The following is a 23265-nucleotide window of genomic DNA, read 5'->3' as shown; positions in this document are numbered from 1 at the left end:
CGCCGCCCCGGCCGTCGCACCCCGCCGTACCCTTGACCCCGATGAGACGCCGCACTCCTCCCCCGCCCTCGCCCCTCCCGCAGCGCGACGGCGTCGATCCGGTGCGGGTGCGGCTGCCGGGCGGGGACGGCGGCCGCTGGGCCACCGTGCGCGAGCACCTCAGGGAACGGTTCGGCGCGGCCCGGGCCGGCCTCGTCGACCAGATGTTCCGCGCGGGCCTGATCGTCGGCGCCGACGGGCGGGCGGTGCCCGCCGACACGGCGTACGCGCCGGGGATGTTCCTGTGGTTCCACCGGGAGACGCCCGTGGAGACGCCGGTGCCGTTCCCCCTGGAGATCGTGCACCGCGACGCGCACCTCGTCGTCGCCGACAAGCCCCACTTCCTGGCCACCACCCCGCGCGGCAGCCATGTCACCGAGACCGCGCTGGCGCGGCTGCGCCGCGAGCTGGGCGTCCCCGGGCTGGGCGCCGCCCACCGCCTGGACCGGCTCACCGCCGGACTGGTGATGTTCACCGTCCGCCCCGACGAACGCGGCGCCTATCAGAGCCTGTTCCGCGACCGGCGTGTCCGCAAGGTGTACGAGGCCGTCGCCCCCTACGACCCGTCGCTCACCCTGCCCGTCACCGTGCGCAGCCGGATCGTCAAGGAACGCGGCGTACTGACCGCCCGCGAGGTGCCGGGCGAGCCCAACGCCGTGAGCCTCGTCGAGCTGATCGAGCACCGGCCCGGCGACGGCCTCGCCCGCTACCGGCTGACACCCCTGACCGGGCAGACCCATCAACTGCGCGTCCACATGACGTCGTTGGGCGTCCCCCTCCTCGGCGACCCGCTCTACCCCGAGGTGACCGACCCCGTACCGGCCGGTGACTTCCGGCGCCCGCTGCAACTGCTCGCGCGCGAGCTGGAGTTCACCGACCCGCTCACGGGGGCGCGGCACCGGCTGCGGAGCCGCAGGACGCTGACCGCCTGGTCGTCGTACGACGACTGGACGGGAGGCGGGCGCGGTCAGTAGCCGCGCCACCAGGCCAGGAACCGGCGCCAGGCGTTCGGACGGCCGGGCGCGGCGGTGCCCTGGGCGGGGACGGCCGCTGTGGCCGCACCCCGCGTCGGCGCGCCGGCCGCTGCCGTGTCTTCCCCGGCTCCGGCCGGTCCCGTCGCGGAAGTCTCCGGCGGGGCGGCCGACCAGGCCGTGGACGGCCGGATCATCGGCAGGCCGTCGCGGGGCTGCGGCACCTCGCCGTGCGTCGGCTGGGCGATCACGTCCTGCTGCGGCTTCGGCTCGAAGTGCACCGGCAGCGCCACCAGATGCCGTGACGCGATCGACGTCGTCCAGCGCAACTCGTCCTCTTCGCAGTCCAGTTGGATGTCCGGCAGTCGCGCCAGCAGCGCGTCTACGCCGACCTCGGCGATGGCACGGCCGATGTCCTGCCCGGGACATTCGTGCGGACCGCCCCCGAAGGCGAGGTGCGAGCGGTTGCCCTGCATGTTGGCGGAGAGGTCCGGCCGCACCCGGGGATCGACGTTGCCCGGAGCCGGCGCGAAGAGCAGACCGTCGCCCCTACTGATGCGCTGTCCCCCCAACTCCGTGTCCTGCTTGGCGAAGTAGGCGAACACGGTACTGAACGGCGGTTCGTCCCAAAGGGACTGCTCGACCGCCTCCGGCACCGTCATCTGCCCGCCGCTGAGCCGGGCGAGGAACCGCGGGTCGGTCAGGACCATGCGCAGCGCGTTGGACAGCAGGTTGACCGTGGCCTCGTAGGCGGCGAACAGCACCAGCCGCAGATGCTCCCTCACCTCGTCGTCGCTCAGCCCCGCCGGGTCGTTGACGAGATGGCCGGCGAAGTCCGCCTCCGGCCGGGCCCGCCGCAGGGCGGTGAGCCGGGTGAGCGCCTCCATGACGTAGGCATGGCTGGCGATCGCCGTCTCGGTGCCCTTGAGCGCGTCGCGGGCGGCGTGGACCATCCGGTCGCTGTACTCGTCGGGCATGCCGAGGATGTGGCACATGACGGCCATGGGAAGGTGCTCGACGAACCGGCCGATCAGCTCGGCCCGCCCCTTCTCGCAGAAGTCGTTGACCAGCCGCTGGGAGGAGCGGTTGATGTACCGGCGCAGACTGCGGTCGTCGATGGCCTTCAAGGCCGAGGTGACCGCGCCGCGCAGCCTCTTGTGCTCGTCGCCCTCGGCGTGGGCGCAGATCGGCTGCCAGGCGATGTGCGGCATCAGCGGGTGATCGGGCTTGACCATGCCGTCGAGCAGGGGCGTCCACAGGCGGCTGTCCCGGCTGAACTGCGAAGGGGTGCGCACCATGTGCAGGTTCTCGGCGTGGCCGAGGACCACCCACACCGGCACGTCGTCGTGGAGCAGGGCGGGCGCCACCGGGCCGTGTTTCTCACGCAGCTGCTCGTAGAGCTCCTTCAGGTCCTGGGCGCCGGGACCGTACAGCCGCTTCAGCCCTCCGGGGCCGCGCCCGTGCGCGGGACAGCCGGGGGGCGCAGCGAGGGCCGGACCGGGGCCGGCGTCCGAGGCCAGGCCGGGAGGGACTGCCGTGGAGGGGTTCTCAGGCGTCACTGGGATCGCTCCGGAAGGGGGGAATCGAGTCGGGGTCGGGGTCAGGGCGAAAGGCCGCGGCGGGACGCCGCGGGAGCCGCGCCGCTCAGCGGAGACTGCCGCTCAGCTGCAACGACTGCAGGAAACCCACCAGCGTCGTCAGCACGTCACGACTGGAGGCCCGACGCCGTACGTCGCACTCCACGATCGGCACGTACGGCGGCAGGTCGAGCGCGGCGCGCAGGTCCTCCACGGGGTGACGGGGGCCGTCGGGGAAGTTGTTCACGGCGACGACGAAGGGCACGGAGCGCTCCTCCAGCCGCCCCATGACCTCGTAGCTGACCTCCAGGCGGCGGGTGTCGAGCAGGACGACCGCGCCGAGCGCGCCCTCGAACAGGCCGTCCCACAGAAACCAGAAGCGCTCCTGGCCCGGGGTGCCGAAGAGGTAGAGCACGACCTGGTCGGTGATGCGGATGCGTCCGAAGTCCATCGCCACGGTGGTGGCCGTCTTGGAGTCCGAGCCGTAGTCGTCGTCGACGCCGACGCCGGCCTGGGTCATGGTCTCCTCGGTGGTCAGCGGCCTGATCTCGCTGACCGAGCCGACCATGGTCGTCTTGCCGACGCCGAATCCGCCCACGATGACGATCTTGGCCGCCGCCTGGATGGTGTCCGGCAGACGGTCCTCGACACGCGGGCCGGGGATCGCGTCAGAGCCGTTGAAGTCCATGCATCACCGCTTCGAGGAGGGAACGGTCGGGTAGCTGCTGCCGGACGATCGGGACGCGCGCGTGCACGAGGTCGGCTGCCAGCATCTCGGTGAGGAGCACCGTCACCACGCTGAACGGGAGACCGAGGTAGGCCGACACCTCGGCCACCGCGAGCGGGGCCCGGCACATCCGGAGCACCGCCACTTGCTCCGGAGTCGCGGAGGAGGGCGGTTCGGCATGCGTCACGATCAGCGTGACCAGGTCGAGGGGCGCGCGTTCGCCGTCGCCGGCCGAGATGGTGTAGAGCCGCTCGACGTGCTTGTCCGCCTCGTCGTCGCCGCCCTGCGCCGCTTCCGGCTCCCCGGCGGGCGGTTCGTGGGGCTGCGGCAGCGGTGGCCGCCGGTGGCGTCGCGGAGGCGTCATACGCTCTGCCCGTCGCGCCGGGGCGGACTCGTCAGATGGGCGCCGATGCGGACCACGAGGTCGCGCATCATGCCGCTCATCCGGCCGGGCTCGCAGCGCACGTCGGCGAGGACGGCGAGGTAGGCGTTGGCGCCGGCGGCCATCAGATAGAAGTAGCCGCCCTCCATCTCGATCACGACGAGGTTCATGTCGCCGTCGGTGGAGGGGATCTCCTGCGCGACGGCGCCCGCCAGACTCTGCAGGCCGGCGCAGGCGGCGGCCACGCGGTCGGCGGCGTCGGGGTCGCCGGCGTAGCGGGCCAGGCGCAGACCGTCGGACGAGAGCACCACGATCATGTGGATGCCCGGGACGCCGCTGTAGAGCTCCTTGAGCATCCAGTCGAAGTTGGCGCGCTGCTGGATCACGTGGGGTCCCCCTCGTCGTCGGCCCGGTTCTCGGCCTTGTCCTCGATCAGGTGCAGATAGGCGGTCGGATTACGGGTGAAGTCCGTCGGGTGCACGCCCGGGTTGTCCTTCTTCAGGCCCTCCCAGAAGGCCTCGAACGCCACTCCGGGTTCGGACCTCTTCCGCTCGGACTTCCGCCTGGCCGCCGCCTCCTCCTCGGCGCGGGCCGCCTGCGTCCAGACGTCCGGGGTGCCCTCCCGCTCGAGGCGTTCGGACTCGGCCGCCTCGGCGTAGCGCTGGGTGAGCGGGATCTTCACCTTGCTGCGGCGCTGCGGCAGCCCCTTCTCCGTCCACTCGGTGATCTCGGGGACCTCGTCGTCGGTCAGCGAGACCCCGGCGGGAATGCGGGGGCTGGTGGGGCGGCGCTTCTTGGGCGCGCGCTTGGGGCCCTCGACGGCGTCGTGCAAGGTCATCTCGGGTACGGCGGTGGCGCCGATGCCGTGCGCGAAACCGGGGGCCGGGTCCGTGGTCATCATCTCGCTCGGCACCATGAGCACCGCGCGGACACCGCCGTACGCCGACTTGCGCAGCGCCACGTCCAGGTTGAACGAGGAGCACAGCCGGCCGACGACCGCGATGCCCAGGCGCGGGTTGCCGCCCAGCTCCTGGATGTCGACGCCCTCCTTGGCCTGCTCCAGCATCTCCTCGACCCGGGCGCGGGACTCCTCGCTGAGGCTGACGCCGGCGTCCTCGATCTCGATGGCGATGCCGGTCTGCACCTCGACGGCGTTGACGTTCACCTTGCTCTGCGGGGGCGAGTAGCGGGTGGCGTTGTCGAGCAGCTCGGCGAGCGCGTGGATCAGCGGCTCGACGGAGAGGCCCCGGATGTTGACCTTGGCGATGGAGTTGAGCTGGATGCGCCGGTACTCCAGGATGCGGGACATGCCGCCGCGCAGCACGCTGTACAGCGGCACCGGCCGGGGCCAGCTGCGGCCGGGGCGGCCGCCGCCGAGCACACCGATGGAGTCGGCGAGACGGCCGATCATCGCATTGCCGTGGTCGATGCGCAGCAGGTCGTCGAAGACCTCGGGGTTGCGCCCGTGGTCCTCCTCCATCTCCCGCAGTTCGTCGGCCTGCTGGTGGACGATGGCCTGGACGCGCCGGGCGATGCTGACGAACGAGCGCTGGTTGGACTCGCGCAGCGACTGCTCGTGGTCGACGGCTTCCAAGGCCCCGAGCAGCAGGGCCTTCTGCGCCTCATTCAGGTCACGGGCGGACGGCTCCGTGTCCTGGAGATGGCGGACCACCTCGGCGGGGGAATGCCCGCTGCGCATCCACTTCACCGTCCGGGGCAGGAACTCCCGCGCCACCCGCAGGTTCAGCTCGTCCTGGGCGTAGATCCGCCGCTCCAACCGGTCGACGCGCTGCTCCTGTTCGGCGCGCAGCCGCCGAAGTCGCCTGCCGCGACGGACGCATTCGGCGCCGGTGGCGGTCACCAGGAGGGTGGCGACGGCTCCGCACACGCCGACGGCGAGCCGCGCCGGGACCGCGACCAGGGCGACGGCGGCTCCGGTCGCCGCGGCCATCAGTATCACCGGCAGCAACAGCGGTCGGGCGTACGCCGGTTCACGGCGGCCGGGTGGGGACTGAACACTCACCATAGAGGCACCCTCGGTAGGGACATGTCGGAGTCTTCGGAACATTCGGGAACAAGCGCACGATCACCCCTCAACTCGGTGCGCCGCGGGCGAGCCTAGTCCGACCGGATCAACGCCGCGTCACATTCGGCAACCGCCTGAAACCGCAACGACACCTGGAGTAACGTCGACGATTTAAACCCTCGGCAGCCACTCGAACACAAGCGGTGACGGAGGCCAGGCAAACGAAAAGCCTCACCACAACGGGTGAGGCACAGGGCACAGAACATCGAGCGTCACGACAAGTCACACATGGGGCGCGGGGCCGTCCCCCTGCGCGGCTCCGCCGCGCGGGCGCGACCAGCCACAACCTCCCCGCGCCCACCGACGCACCATCACCCCACGGACGAGTAGGCCACAACCCCCCGCAGCAACTGATCGACGGCCTTACGAGCGGCCCGAGCCACCGTGGAGCCCTCCGCGGAAGAAGCCGCCGCGATCTGCCCCAGCACATCGATGACCTGCTTGCACCACCGCACGAAGTCCCCCGCCGGCATCTCCGCCTCCCGGAGCACCTCGTCGAGCCCCTTCCCGGAGGCCCACATGTACGCGGCCCAGGCGAAGCCGAGGTCGGGCTCGCGCTGACCGACGCCCTCGGTCTGGGAGATGCGGAACTCCTCCTCCAGGGCGTCCAGCCGGCCCCAGATCCGCACCGTCTCACCTAGCGCGGCCTTCGCCTTGCCGGAGGGCAGCTTGGGCGCCATCGCGTCGTCGCCGACCCGCGCCTCGTACACCAACGCCGAGACGCACGCGGCGAGTTCCTCGGGGGTGAGCCCCTCCCAGACTCCGGCGCGCAAGCATTCGCTGGCCAGCAGGTCCAGTTCGCCGTAGAGCCGGGCGAGCCGCTTGCCGTGTTCGGTGACCTCGTCGCCACGCAGATAGTCCAGCTCGGTCAGCAGCGCGACGATCCGGTCGAAGGTGCGGGCGATGGTGTTGGTCCGCCCCTCGATCCGCCGCTCCAGCTGCGAGGTGTCGCGCAGCAGTCGGTGGTAGCGCTCGGCCCAGCGGGCGTGGTCCTCCCGGTCGGAGCAGCCGTGGCAGGGGTGGGCGCGCAGCGCGGTGCGCAGCCGGGCGATCTCGCGGTCGTCGGCGGCCTGGGAGCGCTGCTTGCGGGCCCGCTCCGGCGTGATGTGCCCGGCCTTGCTGCGCAGTGCGGAGGCGAGGTCCCGGCGGGACTGCGGCGAGCGCGGGTTGAACGTCTTGGGGATCCGCATCCGGTCCAGCGCCTCGACCGGCACCGGGAAATCCATCGACGCCAGCCGCTTGACCTGCCGTTCGGCGGTGAGCACCAGCGGGCGCGGCCCGTCGTGGTGGTCGAAGCCGCGGTGGCCGTTGGACCGGCCGGCGGGCAGGCCCGGGTCCAGCACCAGGGCCAGGCCCGCGTACTTCCCCGTGGGGACGTGGATGACGTCGCCCGGCTTGAGCTTCTCCAGCGCGACCGCCGCTTCGGCGCGCCGCTGGGCGGCGCCCTGCTTGGCCAACTCGGTCTCGCGGTCCTTCAGTTCACGGCGCAGGCGCGCGTACTCGTCGAAGTCGCCGAGGTGGCAGGTCATGGAGGCCTTGTAGCCTTCCAGGCCCTCCTCGTTGCGCTGCACCTGCCGGGAGATCCCGACGACCGACCGGTCCGCCTGGAACTGTGCGAACGACGTCTCCAGCAGCTCTCGCGAGCGGTGCCGCCCGAACTGCTCGACCAGGTTGACCGCCATGTTGTACGACGGCTTGAAGCTGGAGCGCAGCGGATAGGTGCGGGTGCCGGCGAGTCCGGCGAGGTGCTCGGGGCTGGAGCCGCGCTGCCACAGCACGACGGCGTGTCCCTCGACGTCGATGCCGCGCCGGCCCGCGCGGCCGGTGAGCTGGGTGTACTCGCCGGGGGTGATGTCGGCGTGCTGTTCGCCGTTCCACTTGACGAGCTTCTCCAGCACCACCGAGCGGGCGGGCATGTTGATGCCCAGGGCGAGCGTCTCGGTCGCGAAGACGGCCTTGACCAGACCGCGCACGAACAGCTCTTCGACGACCTCCTTGAACGTCGGCAGCATGCCCGCGTGGTGGGCGGCTATGCCGCGCTCCAGTCCCTCGAGCCACTCGTAGTAGCCGAGGACGTGCAGGTCCTCGTGGGGGATGGCGGCGGTGCGTTCCTCGACGAGGGCGCGGACCCGCGCCCGGGCCTCGTCGTCGTTGAGGCGCAGTCCGGCGTGCAGGCACTGCTGGACCGCCGCCTCGCAGGCGGCGCGGCTGAAGATGAACGTGATGGCGGGCAGCAGCCCCTCGGCGTCGAGCCGTTCGATCACCTCGGGCCGGCCCGGCGTCCACACCCGTGAGCGCTGCCGGCGGTCGCGCTCCCGGTCGGCCTCACGCATCCGGCCGCGCCGGCGGTCCTGGTAGGAGGGCCGGCTCGCCTCCATGCGGGCCAGCCGTGTGAGGTCGGGGTTGACGGCCTTCTTGTGGCCCTCGCCCTCCTCGAACAGGTCGTACATGCGCCGCCCGGCCAGCACGTGCTGGAACAGCGGCACGGGCCGGTGCTCGGAGACGATCACCTCGGTGTCGCCGCGGACCGTGTCGAGCCAGTCGCCGAACTCCTCGGCGTTGGACACGGTCGCGGAGAGCGAGACCAGGGTGACCGACTCGGGCAGGTGGATGATCACTTCCTCCCAGACCGCGCCCCGGAAGCGGTCGGAGAGGTAGTGCACCTCGTCCATCACCACGTATCCGAGCCCGAGGAGCGTCTGCGAGCCTGCGTAGAGCATGTTCCGCAGCACCTCGGTGGTCATCACGACCACGGGGGCGTCGGAGTTGACGCTGTTGTCGCCGGTGAGCAGACCGACCTTGTCGGCGCCGTAGCGCCGGCACAGGTCGGAGTACTTCTGGTTCGACAGCGCCTTGATGGGTGTCGTGTAGAAGCACTTCTTGCCCTGCTGGAGGGCGAGGTGGACGGCGAACTCGCCCACGATCGTCTTGCCCGAGCCGGTGGGGGCGGCCACCAGGACGCCCTTGCCCGCCTCGAGCGCCTGGCACGCCTCGACCTGGAAGGGGTCGAGGCCGAAGTCGTACATCTCGCGGAAGGACGCGAGTGCGGTGGCCTGCTCGACCGCGCGCCTGCGCGCAGCCGCGTACCGCTCGGCCGGTGAGAGGTCCTCTGTCATCGTGCTTTCGAGCGTACCGGGCGTCACTGACAACAGGACGATCATTATCCGGATCCATCTCATCAAACATGAGATCCGTGCAGGTCAGGTGAGGGTGTGCGGGCACGGCGAAGGGCCGGACGGAATCCGTCCGGCCCTTCGGTCGCTCGGGGGCGGCGTCAGGTGACGTCGTCGTAGCCGTTGACCCGTTCCCGGGACGTCTGCTCGGGGAGGGCCCGGGCGGCCGGCACCTGTTCGATCTCGCCGATGTCCTCGGGGGTGAGGTCCAGCTCGGACGCCTCGTCGTCGGCGGGGCCCTCGGCGTCCCGCAGGCGCCTGCGGCGGTCGTTGAGCAGGGCGAAGCCGGTGGCGAGGAAGTACAGCGCGATGATCGGCGCGGCGAGCGACAGCATCGAGACCGGGTCGACCGTCGGCGTGGCGAACGCGGCGAAGACGGTGACCCCCATGATCATGCCCCGCCACCAGCCCAGCATCCGGCGGCCGCCGATCATCCCCGTCATGTTGAGCATGACCAGCAGCAGGGGCAACTCGAAGGAGAGCCCGAAGACGATCACCATGCGGGTCACGAGGTCGAGCAGTTCGTCCAGCGGCAGAAGGTTGACCGCTGACGACGGCGTGAACTCCAGCAGCACGGTCGCCGCCGCGGGCAGCACGTGGTACGAGAACCAGGCGCCCGCGAGGAACAAGGGGACGCCGCTGGCCACGAAGCCGTAGGCGTACTTCCGCTCGTGCTTGTGCAGGCCGGGCGCGATGAACGCCCAGAGCTGGTAGAGCCACACCGGGCTGGCGATCACCACGCCGGCGGTCAGCGACACCTTGATCATCAGCGTGAACGGGCCCATGAGGCCCGACATCGTGATGTTGCCGCAGACTCCCTCGCCCTGCTTGGCCAGCTCGGAGAACGGCGTCCTGCAGCCCACCGACTTCTGGATGGGCTCAGTGAGGAGGTTGATGATGTCCTGGTAGTAGACGGCGGCCACGACGGCCGCGATCACGATCGCCAGGACCGACTTCCCGAGCCGGTTGCGCAGCTCACGAAGGTGCTCCACGAGGGGCATCCGCCCCTCGGGATCCTTCTGCTGCTTGCGGGCAGACTTGAGCAACCCACGTCCTCATCTCGTGCGGCGAGCCGGTGGCGTCCGGCCCGGCGTCAGCGCTTGGTGGTGTCCGTCGGCTCGTTGACCGGACGCGAGCTGGTCACGTCGCCGGGGGCGGCCTGGATGGTGCGCTGCGAAGCCTGGTCGCCGGGGTTGGGCGGGCCCGCCGGAGTCGCCGTGCTGCTGCCGTCTTCCTTCATCGCCTTGGCCTCGCTCTTGAGGATGCGCGCGGACTTGCCGAGCGAGCGGGCCATGTCCGGAAGCTTCTTCGCGCCGAACAGCAGGATGATGACGACGAGGATGAGAATGATCTCGGGGGCGCCGAGCCTTCCGAACATAAGTCTTTACCTTCTCACCGAGGCGGCTGGGTGGGGGTGCTGTGTCCGACCGGTCGGACATGTGTCCGAACGATCGTGTTCACAGCGATCGTAACGCTCAGGGGTAAACGTGAGGCAATCCCCGTGCGTACTCCCGGTCGGCGGTCCTGGCCTCGTTTTCGGGACCACGACCAGCAGCGTACCTGCCGCAACGGCCGCGCCGGGAGGTCGAAGTGGCCCAAAACGCGTCGCGGGGGCGGCACTCACGGGAACGGCCCGCCCCACTCACAGGGAGTCGGCGGCGCGCGCCGCGCTCAGCGACGCCCGCTCGAGTTCCTCCGCCGCCCTGTTGATACGACGGGCGGAGTCCTCCACCTGCCGTCCCAGACACTGCGCCTCCTGGAACACCCGCACCGCGAACACCGCGAGCACGACGAGACCCAGGAACCCCATGGCTACCGCGAACATCGGCCAGAACATGCCGCCGAGCCTAGACCGTCCTACGGCGTGTGGAGCCGCAGGGTCCGCACGCCGCCGCCGGTGAGCAGCTCGACGATCCGCTCCCCCGCCGGCTTGCGCACGGCCGCGCCGCAGTCGGGACAGGTGAAGGAGTAGAACGTGGTGCGGCTGGACGCCCCGAGCACCAGACGCAGCGCGCCCGCCGCGAGCTCGAACCGGCCCCGGCAGTCGGGACAACCGGCCCGGAACACGACGGGGTCGGCGCCGCGCATCCCCGCGAAGGCCGCGGCCACCGAGACCCCTCGGCCCCCGGGCTCACTCAAGACCCCGCCCCCCGGCGCCGCCGATGCCCAGGCCCGCTCCTCGTGCTCCCCCGGGCCCGGCACCACCCGGGCCGGCGACAGCCGCCGCCCCGAGGACGGCCTCACCGGCCGGAGCGGTGTCCGGCCCGCCCGCCGGAGCGTCGGCCGGTTCACCGGCGGGGGCGCGGGCCGGCTCGGGGGTCCGCTCGGTGGCGGCCACGCCGTCGCCGGGCGAGGGCCGGCGGGCCGTGCCGGCGGCCGCCGGCGGTGAGTCCTGCGCCTCGATCCCCTCGTACGCGGCGAGGGCCTCGCGGGCCGCGTGGCGGGCGCTGTCGGCGAGCGCCTCGGGGGAGACGATCCGGCCGTCGCGCCCGAGGCGGAGGGCCAGGCGGCGCAGCGACGCCGGATCCGGCGTGCGCAGCGTGATGCGCAGGCCGCCGTCGGGGAGTTCCTCGGCGCTGTCGTGGGGGTAGTACTCGGCGACCCACCGGCCACCGGGGCCGGTCTCGACGACGACCTCCGGGTCCTCGGCGGCCGGCTGCACCAGCGCCTCCGACAGGTCCCGCAGTTCGATCTCGGGCGGCGCGGACGGCTCGTCGAGGATGCGGATCTCGGCCACCCGGTCCAGCCGGAAGGTGCGGCGCGCCTCCGAGCGGCGGCACCACGCCTCCACGTACGTGTGCCCGACGCTGACCAGGCGGATCGGGTCGATCTCGCGTTCGGTGAGCTCGTCGCGGGCGGGCGAGTAGTACCTGATCCACAGTCGGCGCCGCTCGGAGATCGCCCGGTCGACGTCGGCGAAGACGCCGCCCTCGGACTCGAACGTGACCGACAGCCGGGAGCTGGCGCCGGCCGCCTCGCCGGCCGCGGTCTCCACCTTCGCGGTGGCCCGCAGCAGCGCCTGGCGGTCGCCCTCGCGCAGCCCGGGCAGGGTCGCCACGGCCCGCGCGGCGACCAGCAGCGCGGTCGCCTCGTCGGCGGCCAGCCTGAGCGGCTCGGCGGCCTCCGCGCCGAGCGCGGCGGGGTTGTGCCACCAGATGCGCTCGCCGTCGGTGTCGATGTCCAGGAGATCGCCGCCCCTGAAACTGGTGCCGCACATGGGCAGCACGTCGAGGTCGCAGACCAGTTCGTCCTCGGTGATGCCGAAGGCGCGCGCGACGTCCTCGATACGCGCGCCGGGGCGCTCGCGCAGATACGTCACCAGCGAGAGCATCCGCCGGGTCTGGTCGATGGCGTTCGCGGGCCTGACCGGTTTTCCTGCCACGTTCTCTTCCGCTCCCCCTCAGCCCATGGCCACGGCACGCAGCCGGTCCACCACGTCGGCCCGCAGCTCCGCGGGCTCCAGGACCACCACGTCCGGTCCGAACTCCACCAGCCACGCGTCCAGCCCGTGCCCGTACGGAATCTCCAACTCGTCCCAGCCGTCGCCGAGTTCCCTGACCGCCGTGGCCTTCGCCCGCAAGGGGTACCCGGCGTCCTTGCGCAGCCGGATCCGCGCGCTGCGGTCGGCGCTCTCCCCCGCCCAGCTCGCGACGGTCTCGCGGACGGTGACGACGTCGGGGACGGGGGCGGTGAAGCGGCCGCCGCGCGAGCGGACCTTGCCGGTGATCCGCGACAGCCGGAAGACCCGCTCGGCGCCCCGGTCGCGGTCGAAGCCCGCCAGGTACCAGTGGCCGCGCCAGCACTCCAGCGCCCACGGCTCGACATGCCGGGGCTCGGGGCGGGCGGCGGTGGCCTTGCGGTAGTCGAAGACGACGGGGCGGCGGTCGCGGCAGGCCAGCATCAACGGCTCGAACGCGGCCTCGTGCACCGGGATGCGCGGCTCCAGCGCGCCGTGCGCCTCGTAGGGGTCGACGTCCTCGGGAAGTCCGGCGGCGCGCAGCTTCTGCAGGGCGCCGCTGGCGGCGCCGGCGAGCCTGGCCTGCTGCCACACCTTGGCGGCCAGCCCCAGCGCGGCGGCCTCCTCGGCGTCCAGGGTGATCGGCGGCAGGCTGTTGCTGTCCCGGCGGGCGAGGTAGCCGACCTCCCCGTCCAGGCTCTCCACCGTCTCGATGACGAGGCCCAGCTCGCGCAGGTCGTCCTTGTCGCGCTCGAACATCCGGTTGAAGGAGTCGTCGCTCCCCGCTTCCAGATAGGCCTCGACGGACTCACGCAGCTCGCGCTTGCTGAGCGGCCGCCGTGTCCCCAGCAGGCACAGCGCCAGGTTCATCAGCCGCTCGGCCTTGGCAATGGCCATCGACGCCCTTCGCCTTCCCTATGGTGCTTCTGACGGATGACCGTACCGCTCCGCGGTGCCCCGGCAAAAGCCGAGAGCCCATGCCCGGACAGGCATGGGCTCCAGATGATCACGATCGGTCACACGGTGATCGACCGGGACGTCGTACGCGGCTCAGACCCCGAGCAGGTCCACCACGAAGATCAGCGTCTCGCCGGGCTGGATCGCCGGGGTCGGGCTCTGGTTGCCGTAGGCGAGGTGGGCCGGGATGGTCAGCTGACGACGACCGCCGACCTTCATGCCCTGCACACCCTGGTCCCAGCCCTTGATGACACGGCCGCCGCCGAGCGGGAACCGGAACGGCGTACCGCGGTTCCAGCTGGCGTCGAACTCCTCACCGGTGCTGAAGGCGACACCGACGTAGTGCACGGTGACGGTCTGGCCGGCCTGCGCCACCTCGCCGTCGCCCTCCCAGATGTCCTTGATCTCGAGGTCCGCCGGGGGCTCGCCGCCCGGGAAGTCGATCTCGGGCTTGTCGATGCTCACGTCTAACGCTCCTGCTGGTTTCGCGGAAAGGCAACGCCCCAGTCTTACATCACGACGGCGTCACATCTTCGCGAGGATGTCCACCGTGAACACCATCGTGGAGTCCTTCTTGATGCCGCTGCCCGCGGGCGGGCTGTCGCCGTAACCCAGCGACGGCGGGATCACGATGACGACCCGGCTGCCCACCTTCTTCCCGGTCAGCCCCTGCGACCAGCCCTTGACCACGTTCTGCAGCGGGAACGAGGTCAGCTCGCCCCGCGCGTACGTCGAGTCGAACGTCTTGCCCGTCTCCCACAACACGCCCTGGTACTGGACCAACAGGGTGTTCTCCGCCTTGACCACCTCACCGTCGCCCTCGATGACGTAGTTCGACACGAGCCCCTTCGGCGGGCTGGACTTCGGGATCTTCACGGAGGGCGCCTTGCCGTCGGTGTTCGTGCCGATCCGGGGCAGCGCCGCGTCCGTCTGCGGGACGTCCTTGCCCTCGGCGGAGCTCCGGCCGTTGAACGTGGCCTCCAGATCCACCACGAAGACCAGCGTGTCGGTGCCCTTGATACCGGCCTGCGCATTGCCCTCCGTGCCGTAACCCCAGGTCGGCGGGACGGAGAACTCCACGCGGCTGCCCGTCTTCTTCCCCGACAGCGCGTACCGCCAGCCGTCGATGATGCTGCCCTGCGCCAGCTGGATCAGCAGCGGCGTCTTGCGGTCGTAGGAGTTGTCGAACACCTTCGCGGTGGACCAGATCTGCCCCAGGTAGTTCGCCTGGACGTAGTCGTTCTCCGCGACCGTGCGCCCGCCGCCCGCGATGACCGTCTTGACCGCGAGCTGGTCGGACGGCTCACCGGAGCCCTTGGCGACCGTCGGCTTCTCACCGAACTTCGTGCCCGCCGTGATGGCCGGCAACGGCCCGTCGACGATCTTCGGCGACGGCGCCGCCGAAGGCGCCGAGGCGGAAGGCGACGCAGTGCCGTCCGCCGCGCTCGACGAGTCGGACTTCTCGTCGCCGCATCCGGCGAGCGAGACCAGTCCTGCGGGGACGGCGGCGAGAATGAGTGAGCGTCGGCGCACGGTGAAGGCCTCGTAATCGGTCGATCTTGCTGATGGAGTGCGCGCTACCTTACTGACCCACGCCCGCCGATCCGAGGCTCACGCGACACGGCAAGGGCGCCGTACGCACAACGCACGGCGCCCCACACACGTTCCGCCCCAGGCCACGAGGGCGCAACGCGCCCGCTCACATCCCGGCGATCAACTTCTCCACCCGGTCGTCCACCGAACGGAACGGGTCCTTGCACAACACCGTCCGCTGCGCCTGGTCGTTGAGCTTCAGATGCACCCAGTCGACCGTGAAGTCGCGGCGCTGCTCCTGCGCCCGCCGGATGAAGTCACCGCGCAACCGCGCCCGAGTCGTCTGCGGCGGCACCGACTTGCCCTCGAAGATCTTCAAGTCGTTGCAGATCCGGGCCGCCTGACCCTTCTTCTCCAGCAGGTAGTACAACCCGCGACGGCGGTGGATGTCGTGGTAGGCGAGGTCTATCTGCGCCACCCTCGGATGCGACATCGTCATGTTGTGCTTGGCCCGGTACCGCTCGATGAGCTTGTACTTCATCACCCAGTCGATCTCGGTGCCGATCCGGTCCAGATCCTCCGACTCGATCGAGTCCAGCGTGCGGCCCCACAGCTCCAGCACCTGCTCCACGGTGCCCGTGCGGATGCCGCGGCGCTCGCAGAAGTCCACCGCCTTCTCGTAGTACTCCCGCTGCACCTCCAGCGCGGAGGCCTCGCGGCCGCTCGCCAGCCGCACCTTGCGCCGGCCCGTGATGTCATGACTGACCTCACGGATCGCCCGGATCGGGTTCTCCAGCGTCAGATCACGCATCACGGTGCCCGCCTCGATCATGCGCAGCACCAGATCGGTCGCACCGACCTTCAGGAGCATGGTCGTCTCGGACATGTTCGAGTCACCCACGATCACATGCAGTCGCCGATAGCGCTCGGCGTCCGCGTGCGGCTCGTCGCGGGTGTTGATGATCGGCCGGGAACGCGTCGTCGCCGACGACACGCCCTCCCAGATGTGCTCGGCACGCTGGCTGACGCAGTAGACCGCCCCACGGGGCGTCTGCAGCACCTTCCCCGCGCCGCACAGCAGCTGCCGGGTCACCAGGAACGGAATCAGGATGTCCGCGAGCCGGGAGAACTCCCCGTGCCGCGCCACCAGATAGTTCTCGTGGCAACCATAAGAGTTGCCCGCCGAGTCCGTGTTGTTCTTGAAGAGGTAGACGTCGCCCGCGATTCCTTCCTCGTGCAGGCGTCGTTCCGCGTCCACCAGGAGTCCTTCGAGAATGCGCTCGCCGGCCTTGTCGTGAGTGACCAGTTCGGTCACGTTGTCGCATTCCGGCGTCGCGTATTCCGGATGCGATCCCACGTCAAGATAGAGGCGGGCGCCGTTCCGCAGAAAGACATTGCTGCTACGGCCCCATGACACGACACGGCGGAAGAGGTACCGCGCCACCTCGTCAGGCGACAGGCGGCGCTGTCCCCTGAACGTGCACGTGACGCCGTACTCGTTCTCCAGCCCGAAAATGCGGCGGTCCATGACTGAACATTACGCCCGATCACCAGAACTGAAACGGGGTTCGACAGCACGGTTCGGATCATTTTCCGATGAAGCCGCAACGACCCCGCCCCCCACGGGAACCGCCAGTACCCGCCCCCCGGCCAGCAAAACCGACAACGCCACCGCACCCGCGGCCCCCGGCACGGCGAACCCCCACACCGCACCGCCCCGCTCCACCACCGGCCCCGCCACACCCGTCCCCACCGACATCCCCACGGTGAACATCGTCACCAGCCACGAGAACGCCTCCGTCACCGTGCCGCGCGGAGCGTGACGGTCCACGATCACGAAAGCACAAGCCAACGCCGGCGCCAGAAACACCCCCGCCAACGCCGTCAGCGCCACCATCGCCACCGCACCCGGCATCAGCGTCAACGGCAGATAACACACCGCCAGCAACCCCACCAGCACCCGCAACCGCCCCTCCGGCGCACCCGGCCACTCCCGCGCCCCGTACGCCAGACCGCCCACCAACGCCCCCAGACCCACCGCCGCCATCAGCCAGCCGTACACCACGTCACCGCCGTGCTCGTCCGCATACGGCACCGCGGCCACCGTGATCGAACCCAGCGCCACTCCCACGAACAGAAAGGCCCCCAACAGCACCAGCAGCCCCGGCGACCGCAGAGCACCGAGCCAGTGCGCCTCACGCGGCGCCGACCGCCACGCCCGCGAAGGCGCCGACACCACCACCGACAGCGCCCCCAGCACCCCTATGGCGTTGATGACCAGCAGCGCCACCGACGGCGACCACAGCGACACGCACACCGTCACCAGCAGCGGCCCCACGGTGAACATCACCTCCTGCGCCACCGCGTCCAACGCGTACGCCGTGTGCACCTGCTCCTCCCGGCGCAGCACCGACGGCCACAACGCCCGCAGACCGCCCTCCAGAGGCGGCGTGAACAGCCCCGCGGCCGCCACGGCCGCATACGCGAGCGGCAGCACCCCCGTGCCCGACAGGGCGAACCCCGCCATCGCCGACGCCGACGCCAGCGCGGCCGGCAACTGCACCCTCGGCTGCCCGTACAGATCCACCAGCCGCCCCAGCAGCGGCTGACCGACCGCGTTGGCCACGCCGTACACCGCGGCCAGCGCGCCCGCCAGGGCGTAGGCGCCGCCCTCGCCCCGCACGAACAGCACGATCGCGATCGCGGCCGTCGCGTTCGGCAACCGCCCCACGAGCGTGCCCGCGAGCAGCCGCGCCGCATGCCTCGCCCTGAGGATCTCGCCGTATCCCGCCGCCATCGAACCACCTTAGTTGTACGTATAACGTCGTTCGTCATACGTACCATGTGCGCTGTTCACCAGTCCAGACGAAAGAGAAGGCCCACGGTGGCACGAGGCAGCACCCGCCCCACAAGCCGCGACGTCGCCCAAGCCGCGGAAGTCTCCCAAGCCACCGTCTCACTCGTCCTCGGCGACAAATGGCAGGGCCGCGTCTCCGCCACCACAGCCGAACGCGTACGCCAGGCCGCCCGCGACCTCGGCTACCGCCCCAACCTCGCCGCCCGCCACCTGCGCCTCGGCCGCACCCGCACCGTCCTCCTCGTCGTCCCCGCCCTCACCACCGAATTCTTCGCCGGCGTCTACACCGGCGCCGCCCGCGTCGCCGCCGAACACGGCTTCGGCGTCGTCCTCTACCCCTCCCCCGAAGGCGTCGGCCCCGCCCGCGACCCCTTCGCCTCCGCACAAGCCGCCCTCGACGGCGTCATCGCCTCCTCCATGGCCGCCGACGCCCTCACCGCCATCAGCGGCGACCAACTCCCCCTCGTCATGCTCGACAGCGACCCCGCCGCCCACCCCGCCGCGGCCACCGTCAACCTCGACATCGCCGACGGCGTCCGCCAGATCACCGACCACCTCCTCCACCTCGGCCACCGCCACTACCTCCACCTCGCCGCCGACATCCCCTCCTGGACCTTCCACCTGCGGGCACGCCAACTCGCCGCACGGCTCGCCGCGGCACCCGGAACCACCCTGCGGACGGCACCCGCCCCCATCTCCATCGACGCCGCGCTGACCGCCGCCGAAACCGCCCTCCGCAACCCCCACAACCGCCCCACCGCCGTCATCTGCGACGACGACAAACTCGCCGCCGGCGCTTACAAAGCCGCCCGCCGCCTCGGCCTCCGCATCCCCGACGACCTCTCCGTCACCGGCATCGACGACCTCGCCCTCGCCGGCGCCCTCGACCCCGAACTCACCACCGTCCGCCTCGACGCCGAACTCTTCGGCGAACGCGGCATGCACGCCCTCCTCGCCGTCCTGGAAGGCCGCACACCGGACGCGGAAGACATTCCCGTCCACCTCATCACCAGAGGCTCCACAGCGCCCCCACACACCCCCTGAACGCCTCAGAAGCCCCCTGGAAACGCCCTGCGCCCCGGACGGCGGACCGACCGGGGCACAGAACCAGGACACATCGAGGCCGGACCGACGCCTACGAGTCGTCCTCCGACTCCTCAGCGCTCTCCGCCTCCGACACGGCACCGCTCGACTCCAGCAACCGCCCCAGCTGACGCCCCACGATCCGCTTGAACTTCCGCTGCTGCGGCCGCGTACGATCCAGCACCGCCACCTCGAGACGCTCCGCCGGAATCTCCCGCTGCGTACCGTTGGTGTCCCGCGACAACGCCTGCACCGCCAGCTTCAATGCCTCGGCAAGACTCATGCCGTCCTGATGACGCTGATCCAGGTAACCGCTGATCTGCTCCGCGTTACCGCCCACCGCGACCGAACCGTGCTCGTCCACGATCGAACCGTCATGCGGCAACCGGTAGATCTGATCCCCGTCCGGAGTCACCCCGACCTCCGCCACGACCAACTCCACCTCGTAAGGCTTCTCACCCGCCGAAGAGAAGATCGTGCCCAACGTCTGCGCGTACACGTTCGCCAGACCACGCGCCGTCACATCGTCACGGTCATAGGTGTACCCCCGCAGATCCGCGTACCGCACACCACCGATCCGCAGATTCTCGTACTCGTTGTACTTACCGGCCGCGGCGAAGCCGATCCGGTCATAGATCTCGCTGAACTTGTGCAGCGCACGGGACGGGTTCTCGCCGACGAACACGATCCCGTCGGCATACTGCAGCACGACCAGGCTGCGACCACGGGCAATGCCCTTCCGCGCGTACTCCGCGCGGTCGGCCATCGCCTGCTGAGGTGAGACATAGAACGGCGTCGACACCGGTTATCCGTCCCTTTCTGTGAAAGTCACTCGATCACCTGAACCAGCGGAACCGGCCCACTACAGCAGCGCCGCCCGCGGACCGTCCGGCTGCTCCAGACGACGCGCCAGAATCGAGCGGGCGATCTCCGACGACTCGTCCTCCGTGAGCCGGCGGAAACCGTCCTCCGTGATCACCGTGACGATGGGGAAGATCCGGCGGGCGACATCCGGACCACCCGTCGCCGAATCGTCGTCAGCCGCGTCGTACAGCGCCTGCACCACCAGTGTCGTCGCCTGCTCCTCGGTCAGGTCCTCACGGAACAGCTTCTTCATCGCACCACGCGCGAAGATCGAACCGGAACCGGTCGCCGCGTAGTTCTGCTCCTCCGAACGCCCGCCCGTGACGTCGTAGGAGAAGATCCGCCCCTTGCCCCGGTCCACGTCGAACCCGGCGAACAGCGGCACCACGGCCAGCCCCTGCATCGCCATGCCCAGATTCGACCTGATCATCGTCGACAGCCGGTTCGCCTTGCCCTCAAGCGACAGCTGAGCGCCCTCGACCTTCTCGAAGTGCTCCAGCTCCAGCTGGAACAGCTTCACCATCTCCACCGCCAGACCGGCCGTGCCGGCGATGCCCACCGCGGAGTACTCGTCCGCCGGGAACACCTTCTCGATGTCCCGCTGCGCGATGACGTTGCCCATCGTCGCCCGACGGTCGCCGGCGAGCACGACACCGCCCGGGAACGTCACGGACACGATCGTCGTCCCGTGCGGCGCCTCGATGACACCCTGCGTCGGCGGCAGCTGCCGCTTGCCCGGCAGCAGCTCCGGCTGGTGCTCGGAGAGAAAGTCCATGAAGGACGAGGACCCAGGCGTCAGGAAGGCAGCCGGTAGACGCCCGGTGCTACGAGTGTTGGCTTCCACGCGATTCCTTCCACGTAAGCGGCAGCCCGCCTTATGGCATCGGGCCGATCCTTGAACTGCCCCAGTGCTGCATTGCAGCTGAAGCACAGTACGCCACGGACCCTACCCGTCTGATGGCAGTGATCCACATGCTCGGGCACCGCTGCCAGACAGATGCAGCAGACGCCCCCTTGAGAGGCGACCAACGCGTCGCGTTGGGCTTCGGTGATGCCGTATTTCCGCTTCAGATGGTCCTTCCGGCCCTGCGCCGCACGGCACGCCTTGCAGCGCGTCGACAGACCGTCGGAGGCAGTGGCATTGCGATGCCATTCGGTGTGGGGCTTGATCTCGCCGCACGTCCGGCAGAGCTTGTGCCCGTCAGGCACGTCCACCATCTCGCGAACCGTCTTGCCTTTAGCTGCCTGACGCCGCCGGTAATGCGCGGCGCTGTAGGCCGCCACGCATTCCCGGCAGTGCGGCTGAAGCCCGTCGCGCCGGTTCCTGTCTCGCGCGAAGGCAGTGGCGGGAAGATCTCGTCCGCACCTCCCGCACTGCTTCGCGCTCGGCTCGCCGGCCACTCCCACTCCCCCGCTCCTTCATTTCGAAGGCTTGACCGGCCTCAGGCCTTCACTGCCCGCCTTTTTGCACGAAGGACCTCACGAAATCCTCGGCATTCTCCTCGAGTACATCGTCAATTTCGTCAAGAACCGAGTCGACGTCGTCGCTCAGCTTCTCCTGGCGTTCCTTGAGGTCGTCCGAGGCCTGCGTCTCCGCGGCCTGCTCTTCGACCTCCTCCGTGGAGCGCGTCGCCTTCTGCTGGCCGCCGCCGGTGTCCTTGGTCGCCATTACCCTCACCCCGCTCAGTTCGCCCGACATGGGTCGACAGGTCGGCTTTCCTGCCGATCGGTGATGATCAGACCCTACAAGCCGGGTCCGACATCGGCCCCGCAGTTCCTGGAACGTACGGGCGCCACCTCGATGATTCCCGGACGGCGGGGCTCTCACCCCGCTCGCCCGGGTCCGGCCGAGTACCCGGTCAGCCGCCCGACAAGACCCTGACCAGGTCTTCTGCGGTCCGGCAGCGGTCCAGGAGTTCCTTGACGTGATTTCGCGTTCCGCGAAGAGGTTCGAGGGTTGGGACCCGCTGGAGCGAGTCCCGACCCGGAAGGTCGAAGATGACCGAGTCCCAGGAGGCCGCGGCGACGTCGTCGGCGTACTGCTCCAGGCAGCGGCCGCGGAAGTAGGCGCGGGTGTCCTCCGGGGGCTTGGCCTTGGCCCGCTCGACCTCGGTCTCGTCCAGCAGCCGCTTAATGCGGCCGCGGGCCGCGAGCCGGTTGTAGAGGCCCTTGTCGGCCCGTACGTCGGCGTACTGGAGGTCGACGAGGTGCAGGCGGGCGGCGTCCCAGTCCAGGTCGTCGCGGCGCCGGTAGCCCTCCATGAGTTCGCGTTTGGCGACCCAGTCGAGTTCGCCGGCGAGGCTCATGGGGTCGTTCTCCAAGCGCGTGAGAGTGTCCTCCCAGCGCGCCAGGACGTCCTTGGTCTGGGCGTCGGCGTCCGCGCCGTACCGTTCCTCGATGTATTTCCGCGACAGCTCGTAGTACTCCATCTGGAGCTGGACGGCGGTGAGCGTGCGTCCGCTGCGGAGGGTGACGAGGCGCTGGAGCGTCGGGTCGTGGGAGACCTGGTGGAGGGTGCGGACGGGCTGGTCCACGGCGAGGTCGACGGCGATGAAGCCGTCCTCGATCATGGACAGGACGAGGGCCGTCGTGCCGAGCTTGAGGTAGGTGGAGATCTCCGAGAGGTTCGCGTCGCCGATGATCACGTGGAGGCGGCGGTACTTCTCGGCGTCGGCGTGCGGTTCGTCGCGGGTGTTGATGATGGGGCGTTTCAGCGTCGTCTCCAGGCCGACCTCGACTTCGAAGTAGTCGGCGCGCTGGCTGAGCTGGAAGCCGTGTTCGTGGCCGTCCTGGCCGATGCCGACGCGGCCGGCTCCGGCGAAGACCTGGCGGGAGACGAAGAAGGGCGTGAGGTGGCGCACGATGTCGGAGAAGGCGGTTTCCCGCTTCATCAGGTAGTTCTCGTGCGTGCCGTAGGAGGCGCCCTTGTTGTCGGTGTTGTTCTTGTAGAGGTGGATGGGCTGCGCGCCGGGGAGTGCGGCGGCGCGTTCGGCTGCTTCGGCCATGATGCGCTCGCCGGCCTTGTCCCAGAGGACGGCGTCGCGGGGGTTGGTGACTTCGGGGGCGCTGTATTCGGGGTGTGCGTGGTCGACGTAGAGGCGGGCGCCGTTGGTGAGGATGACGTTGGCGAGGCCGATGTCCTCGTCGGTGAGCTGGCTGGCGTCGGCGGCCTCGCGGGCGAGGTCGAATCCTCGGGCGTCGCGCAGGGGGTTCTCTTCCTCGAAGTCCCAGCGGGCCCGGCGGGCCCGGTGCATCGCGGCCGCGTAGGCGTTGACGATCTGGGATGAGGTGAGCATGGCATTGGCGTTGGGGTGGCCGGGGACGGAGATCCCGTACTCCGTCTCGATGCCCATTACTCGCCGTACGGTCATGCGGCCCTCCTTGCCCGGCGGCGCCCTCGGTCGTGGGCGCCACTCCAGTACCGCGGGTGCTCCGGTGCGTGTGCGGTGCCCGTCCCCGCACTGCGCCCGGCGGTACGGAAGAGCCTAGAACGGCTCTGCGCTGGTGGGGAGATCATTTGCGTCATTGGCTGCTCCAGCCGTGGCCCGAAAAGCAGTCG

23 protein-coding genes are annotated in these 23265 nt (G+C 70.3%); 2 read left to right on the top strand and 21 right to left on the bottom strand.

Translation table 11 applies throughout. The features are described from left to right. Positions 1–41: 41 nt before the first annotated feature. Positions 42–1013 carry an RluA family pseudouridine synthase gene (locus tag ACIRS4_RS11750; protein WP_404193532.1) on the top strand — a complete coding sequence of 324 codons (972 nt, stop codon included), beginning with the start codon at positions 42–44 and terminating at the stop codon, positions 1011–1013. Here the strand turns inward: ACIRS4_RS11750 and ACIRS4_RS11745 are convergent. From ACIRS4_RS11745 to ACIRS4_RS11670, 16 genes are all read right to left on the bottom strand, one after another. After that, entirely contained in the window at positions 1007–2569 is a 1563-nt protein-coding gene (locus ACIRS4_RS11745; RefSeq protein WP_404193530.1) for a cytochrome P450, read from the bottom strand. The two genes, ACIRS4_RS11750 and ACIRS4_RS11745, sit on opposite strands and share 7 nt — an antisense overlap. A gap of 85 nt (positions 2570–2654) precedes the next feature. Beyond that, on the bottom strand, positions 2655–3275 hold the full coding sequence (locus tag ACIRS4_RS11740; protein ID WP_404193527.1) for a GTP-binding protein: 621 nt from the start codon (positions 3273–3275) through the stop codon (positions 2655–2657). After that, entirely contained in the window at positions 3256–3678 is a 423-nt protein-coding gene (locus ACIRS4_RS11735) for a DUF742 domain-containing protein (protein ID WP_404193525.1), read from the bottom strand. Before ACIRS4_RS11735 ends, ACIRS4_RS11740 begins: the two co-directional genes overlap by 20 nt. Further along, the gene (locus ACIRS4_RS11730; RefSeq protein WP_404193522.1) at positions 3675–4082 is read right to left on the bottom strand and encodes a roadblock/LC7 domain-containing protein; all 408 of its coding nucleotides are present in this window, start codon (positions 4080–4082) and stop codon (positions 3675–3677) included. The genes ACIRS4_RS11735 and ACIRS4_RS11730 overlap by 4 nt, the downstream gene beginning before the upstream one ends. Continuing rightward, positions 4079–5722 carry an ATP-binding protein gene (locus tag ACIRS4_RS11725; protein ID WP_404193519.1) on the bottom strand — a complete coding sequence of 548 codons (1644 nt, stop codon included), beginning with the start codon at positions 5720–5722 and terminating at the stop codon, positions 4079–4081. The genes ACIRS4_RS11730 and ACIRS4_RS11725 overlap by 4 nt, the downstream gene beginning before the upstream one ends. 371 nt (positions 5723–6093) lie before the next feature. Next, complete coding sequence (locus ACIRS4_RS11720; RefSeq protein WP_404193517.1) at positions 6094–8943, bottom strand: DEAD/DEAH box helicase; 2850 nt, start codon at positions 8941–8943, stop codon at positions 6094–6096. Between the two features lie 113 nt (positions 8944–9056). Further along, positions 9057–10001 carry a twin-arginine translocase subunit TatC gene (gene tatC, locus ACIRS4_RS11715; protein WP_404193514.1) on the bottom strand — a complete coding sequence of 315 codons (945 nt, stop codon included), beginning with the start codon at positions 9999–10001 and terminating at the stop codon, positions 9057–9059. A 47-nt stretch (positions 10002–10048) separates the two neighbouring features. Further along, complete coding sequence (tatA, locus tag ACIRS4_RS11710; RefSeq protein WP_352247816.1) at positions 10049–10333, bottom strand: Sec-independent protein translocase subunit TatA; 285 nt, start codon at positions 10331–10333, stop codon at positions 10049–10051. A gap of 264 nt (positions 10334–10597) precedes the next feature. Further along, entirely contained in the window at positions 10598–10792 is a 195-nt protein-coding gene (locus ACIRS4_RS11705; RefSeq protein WP_404193511.1) for a hypothetical protein, read from the bottom strand. Positions 10793–10812: 20 nt separating this feature from the next. Beyond that, positions 10813–11043, bottom strand: a complete 231-nt coding sequence (locus ACIRS4_RS11700; RefSeq protein ID WP_404194018.1) for a hypothetical protein — start codon at positions 11041–11043, stop codon at positions 10813–10815. A gap of 43 nt (positions 11044–11086) precedes the next feature. After that, the gene (locus ACIRS4_RS11695; RefSeq protein ID WP_404193508.1) at positions 11087–12337 is read right to left on the bottom strand and encodes a WYL domain-containing protein; all 1251 of its coding nucleotides are present in this window, start codon (positions 12335–12337) and stop codon (positions 11087–11089) included. Positions 12338–12355: 18 nt separating this feature from the next. Next, the gene (locus ACIRS4_RS11690) at positions 12356–13309 is read right to left on the bottom strand and encodes a helix-turn-helix transcriptional regulator (RefSeq protein ID WP_404193505.1); all 954 of its coding nucleotides are present in this window, start codon (positions 13307–13309) and stop codon (positions 12356–12358) included. A 153-nt stretch (positions 13310–13462) separates the two neighbouring features. Beyond that, positions 13463–13834, bottom strand: a complete 372-nt coding sequence (locus ACIRS4_RS11685; RefSeq protein ID WP_015661657.1) for an FKBP-type peptidyl-prolyl cis-trans isomerase — start codon at positions 13832–13834, stop codon at positions 13463–13465. A 60-nt stretch (positions 13835–13894) separates the two neighbouring features. Next, the gene (locus ACIRS4_RS11680) at positions 13895–14902 is read right to left on the bottom strand and encodes an FKBP-type peptidyl-prolyl cis-trans isomerase (RefSeq protein ID WP_404193501.1); all 1008 of its coding nucleotides are present in this window, start codon (positions 14900–14902) and stop codon (positions 13895–13897) included. A 166-nt stretch (positions 14903–15068) separates the two neighbouring features. Then, the gene (gene pafA, locus ACIRS4_RS11675) at positions 15069–16430 is read right to left on the bottom strand and encodes a Pup--protein ligase (protein WP_030955459.1); all 1362 of its coding nucleotides are present in this window, start codon (positions 16428–16430) and stop codon (positions 15069–15071) included. Between the two features lie 9 nt (positions 16431–16439). Further along, on the bottom strand, positions 16440–17699 hold the full coding sequence (locus ACIRS4_RS11670; protein ID WP_404193499.1) for an MFS transporter: 1260 nt from the start codon (positions 17697–17699) through the stop codon (positions 16440–16442). An 87-nt stretch (positions 17700–17786) separates the two neighbouring features. Here ACIRS4_RS11670 and ACIRS4_RS11665 point away from each other — a divergent pair, with 87 nt between their 5' ends. Further along, the gene (locus ACIRS4_RS11665; RefSeq protein WP_404193497.1) at positions 17787–18803 is read left to right on the top strand and encodes a LacI family DNA-binding transcriptional regulator; all 1017 of its coding nucleotides are present in this window, start codon (positions 17787–17789) and stop codon (positions 18801–18803) included. 91 nt (positions 18804–18894) lie between these two features. Here the strand turns inward: ACIRS4_RS11665 and prcA are convergent, their stop codons facing one another. The 5 genes from prcA to dop form a co-directional block, all read right to left on the bottom strand. Continuing rightward, a complete protein-coding gene (gene prcA / locus ACIRS4_RS11660; protein WP_404193494.1) occupies positions 18895–19644 on the bottom strand; it encodes a proteasome subunit alpha in 750 nt (249 codons plus the stop codon). A 60-nt stretch (positions 19645–19704) separates the two neighbouring features. After that, positions 19705–20550 carry a proteasome subunit beta gene (gene prcB, locus ACIRS4_RS11655; protein ID WP_404193492.1) on the bottom strand — a complete coding sequence of 282 codons (846 nt, stop codon included), beginning with the start codon at positions 20548–20550 and terminating at the stop codon, positions 19705–19707. Beyond that, a complete protein-coding gene (locus tag ACIRS4_RS11650) occupies positions 20502–21107 on the bottom strand; it encodes an endonuclease VII domain-containing protein (protein WP_404193489.1) in 606 nt (201 codons plus the stop codon). Before ACIRS4_RS11650 ends, prcB begins: the two co-directional genes overlap by 49 nt. Before the next feature lie 49 nt (positions 21108–21156). Then, on the bottom strand, positions 21157–21375 hold the full coding sequence (locus tag ACIRS4_RS11645) for a ubiquitin-like protein Pup (RefSeq protein ID WP_130444223.1): 219 nt from the start codon (positions 21373–21375) through the stop codon (positions 21157–21159). A 190-nt stretch (positions 21376–21565) separates the two neighbouring features. Continuing rightward, positions 21566–23077: a depupylase/deamidase Dop gene (gene dop / locus ACIRS4_RS11640; protein ID WP_404193486.1), complete on the bottom strand. Its 1512-nt coding sequence runs from the start codon at positions 23075–23077 to the stop codon at positions 21566–21568. Between the last annotated feature and the right edge of the window lie 188 nt (positions 23078–23265).

The sequence above is a fragment of the Streptomyces sp. NPDC101166 genome (assembly GCF_044768125.1).
In the GTDB taxonomy this organism is placed as follows: domain Bacteria; phylum Actinomycetota; class Actinomycetes; order Streptomycetales; family Streptomycetaceae; genus Streptomyces.
Note: the sequence above shows the minus strand (reverse complement) of the source record. Positions and strands in the feature narration are given on the sequence as shown.

Coding starts and splice junctions, on each gene's coding strand:
- ACIRS4_RS11750 (WP_404193532.1), top strand. CDS start 42: ATGAGACGCCGCACTCCTCCCCCGCCCTCGCCCCTCCCGCAGCGCGAC.
- ACIRS4_RS11725 (WP_404193519.1), bottom strand. CDS start 5,722: ATGGTGAGTGTTCAGTCCCCACCCGGCCGCCGTGAACCGGCGTACGCC.
- ACIRS4_RS11735 (WP_404193525.1), bottom strand. CDS start 3,678: ATGACGCCTCCGCGACGCCACCGGCGGCCACCGCTGCCGCAGCCCCAC.
- dop (WP_404193486.1), bottom strand. CDS start 23,077: ATGACCGTACGGCGAGTAATGGGCATCGAGACGGAGTACGGGATCTCC.
- ACIRS4_RS11645 (WP_130444223.1), bottom strand. CDS start 21,375: ATGGCGACCAAGGACACCGGCGGCGGCCAGCAGAAGGCGACGCGCTCC.
- ACIRS4_RS11670 (WP_404193499.1), bottom strand. CDS start 17,699: ATGGCGGCGGGATACGGCGAGATCCTCAGGGCGAGGCATGCGGCGCGG.
- ACIRS4_RS11700 (WP_404194018.1), bottom strand. CDS start 11,043: ATGCGCGGCGCCGACCCCGTCGTGTTCCGGGCCGGTTGTCCCGACTGC.
- ACIRS4_RS11690 (WP_404193505.1), bottom strand. CDS start 13,309: ATGGCCATTGCCAAGGCCGAGCGGCTGATGAACCTGGCGCTGTGCCTG.
- ACIRS4_RS11705 (WP_404193511.1), bottom strand. CDS start 10,792: ATGTTCTGGCCGATGTTCGCGGTAGCCATGGGGTTCCTGGGTCTCGTC.
- ACIRS4_RS11740 (WP_404193527.1), bottom strand. CDS start 3,275: ATGGACTTCAACGGCTCTGACGCGATCCCCGGCCCGCGTGTCGAGGAC.
- tatA (WP_352247816.1), bottom strand. CDS start 10,333: ATGTTCGGAAGGCTCGGCGCCCCCGAGATCATTCTCATCCTCGTCGTC.
- pafA (WP_030955459.1), bottom strand. CDS start 16,430: ATGGACCGCCGCATTTTCGGGCTGGAGAACGAGTACGGCGTCACGTGC.
- ACIRS4_RS11720 (WP_404193517.1), bottom strand. CDS start 8,943: ATGATCGTCCTGTTGTCAGTGACGCCCGGTACGCTCGAAAGCACGATG.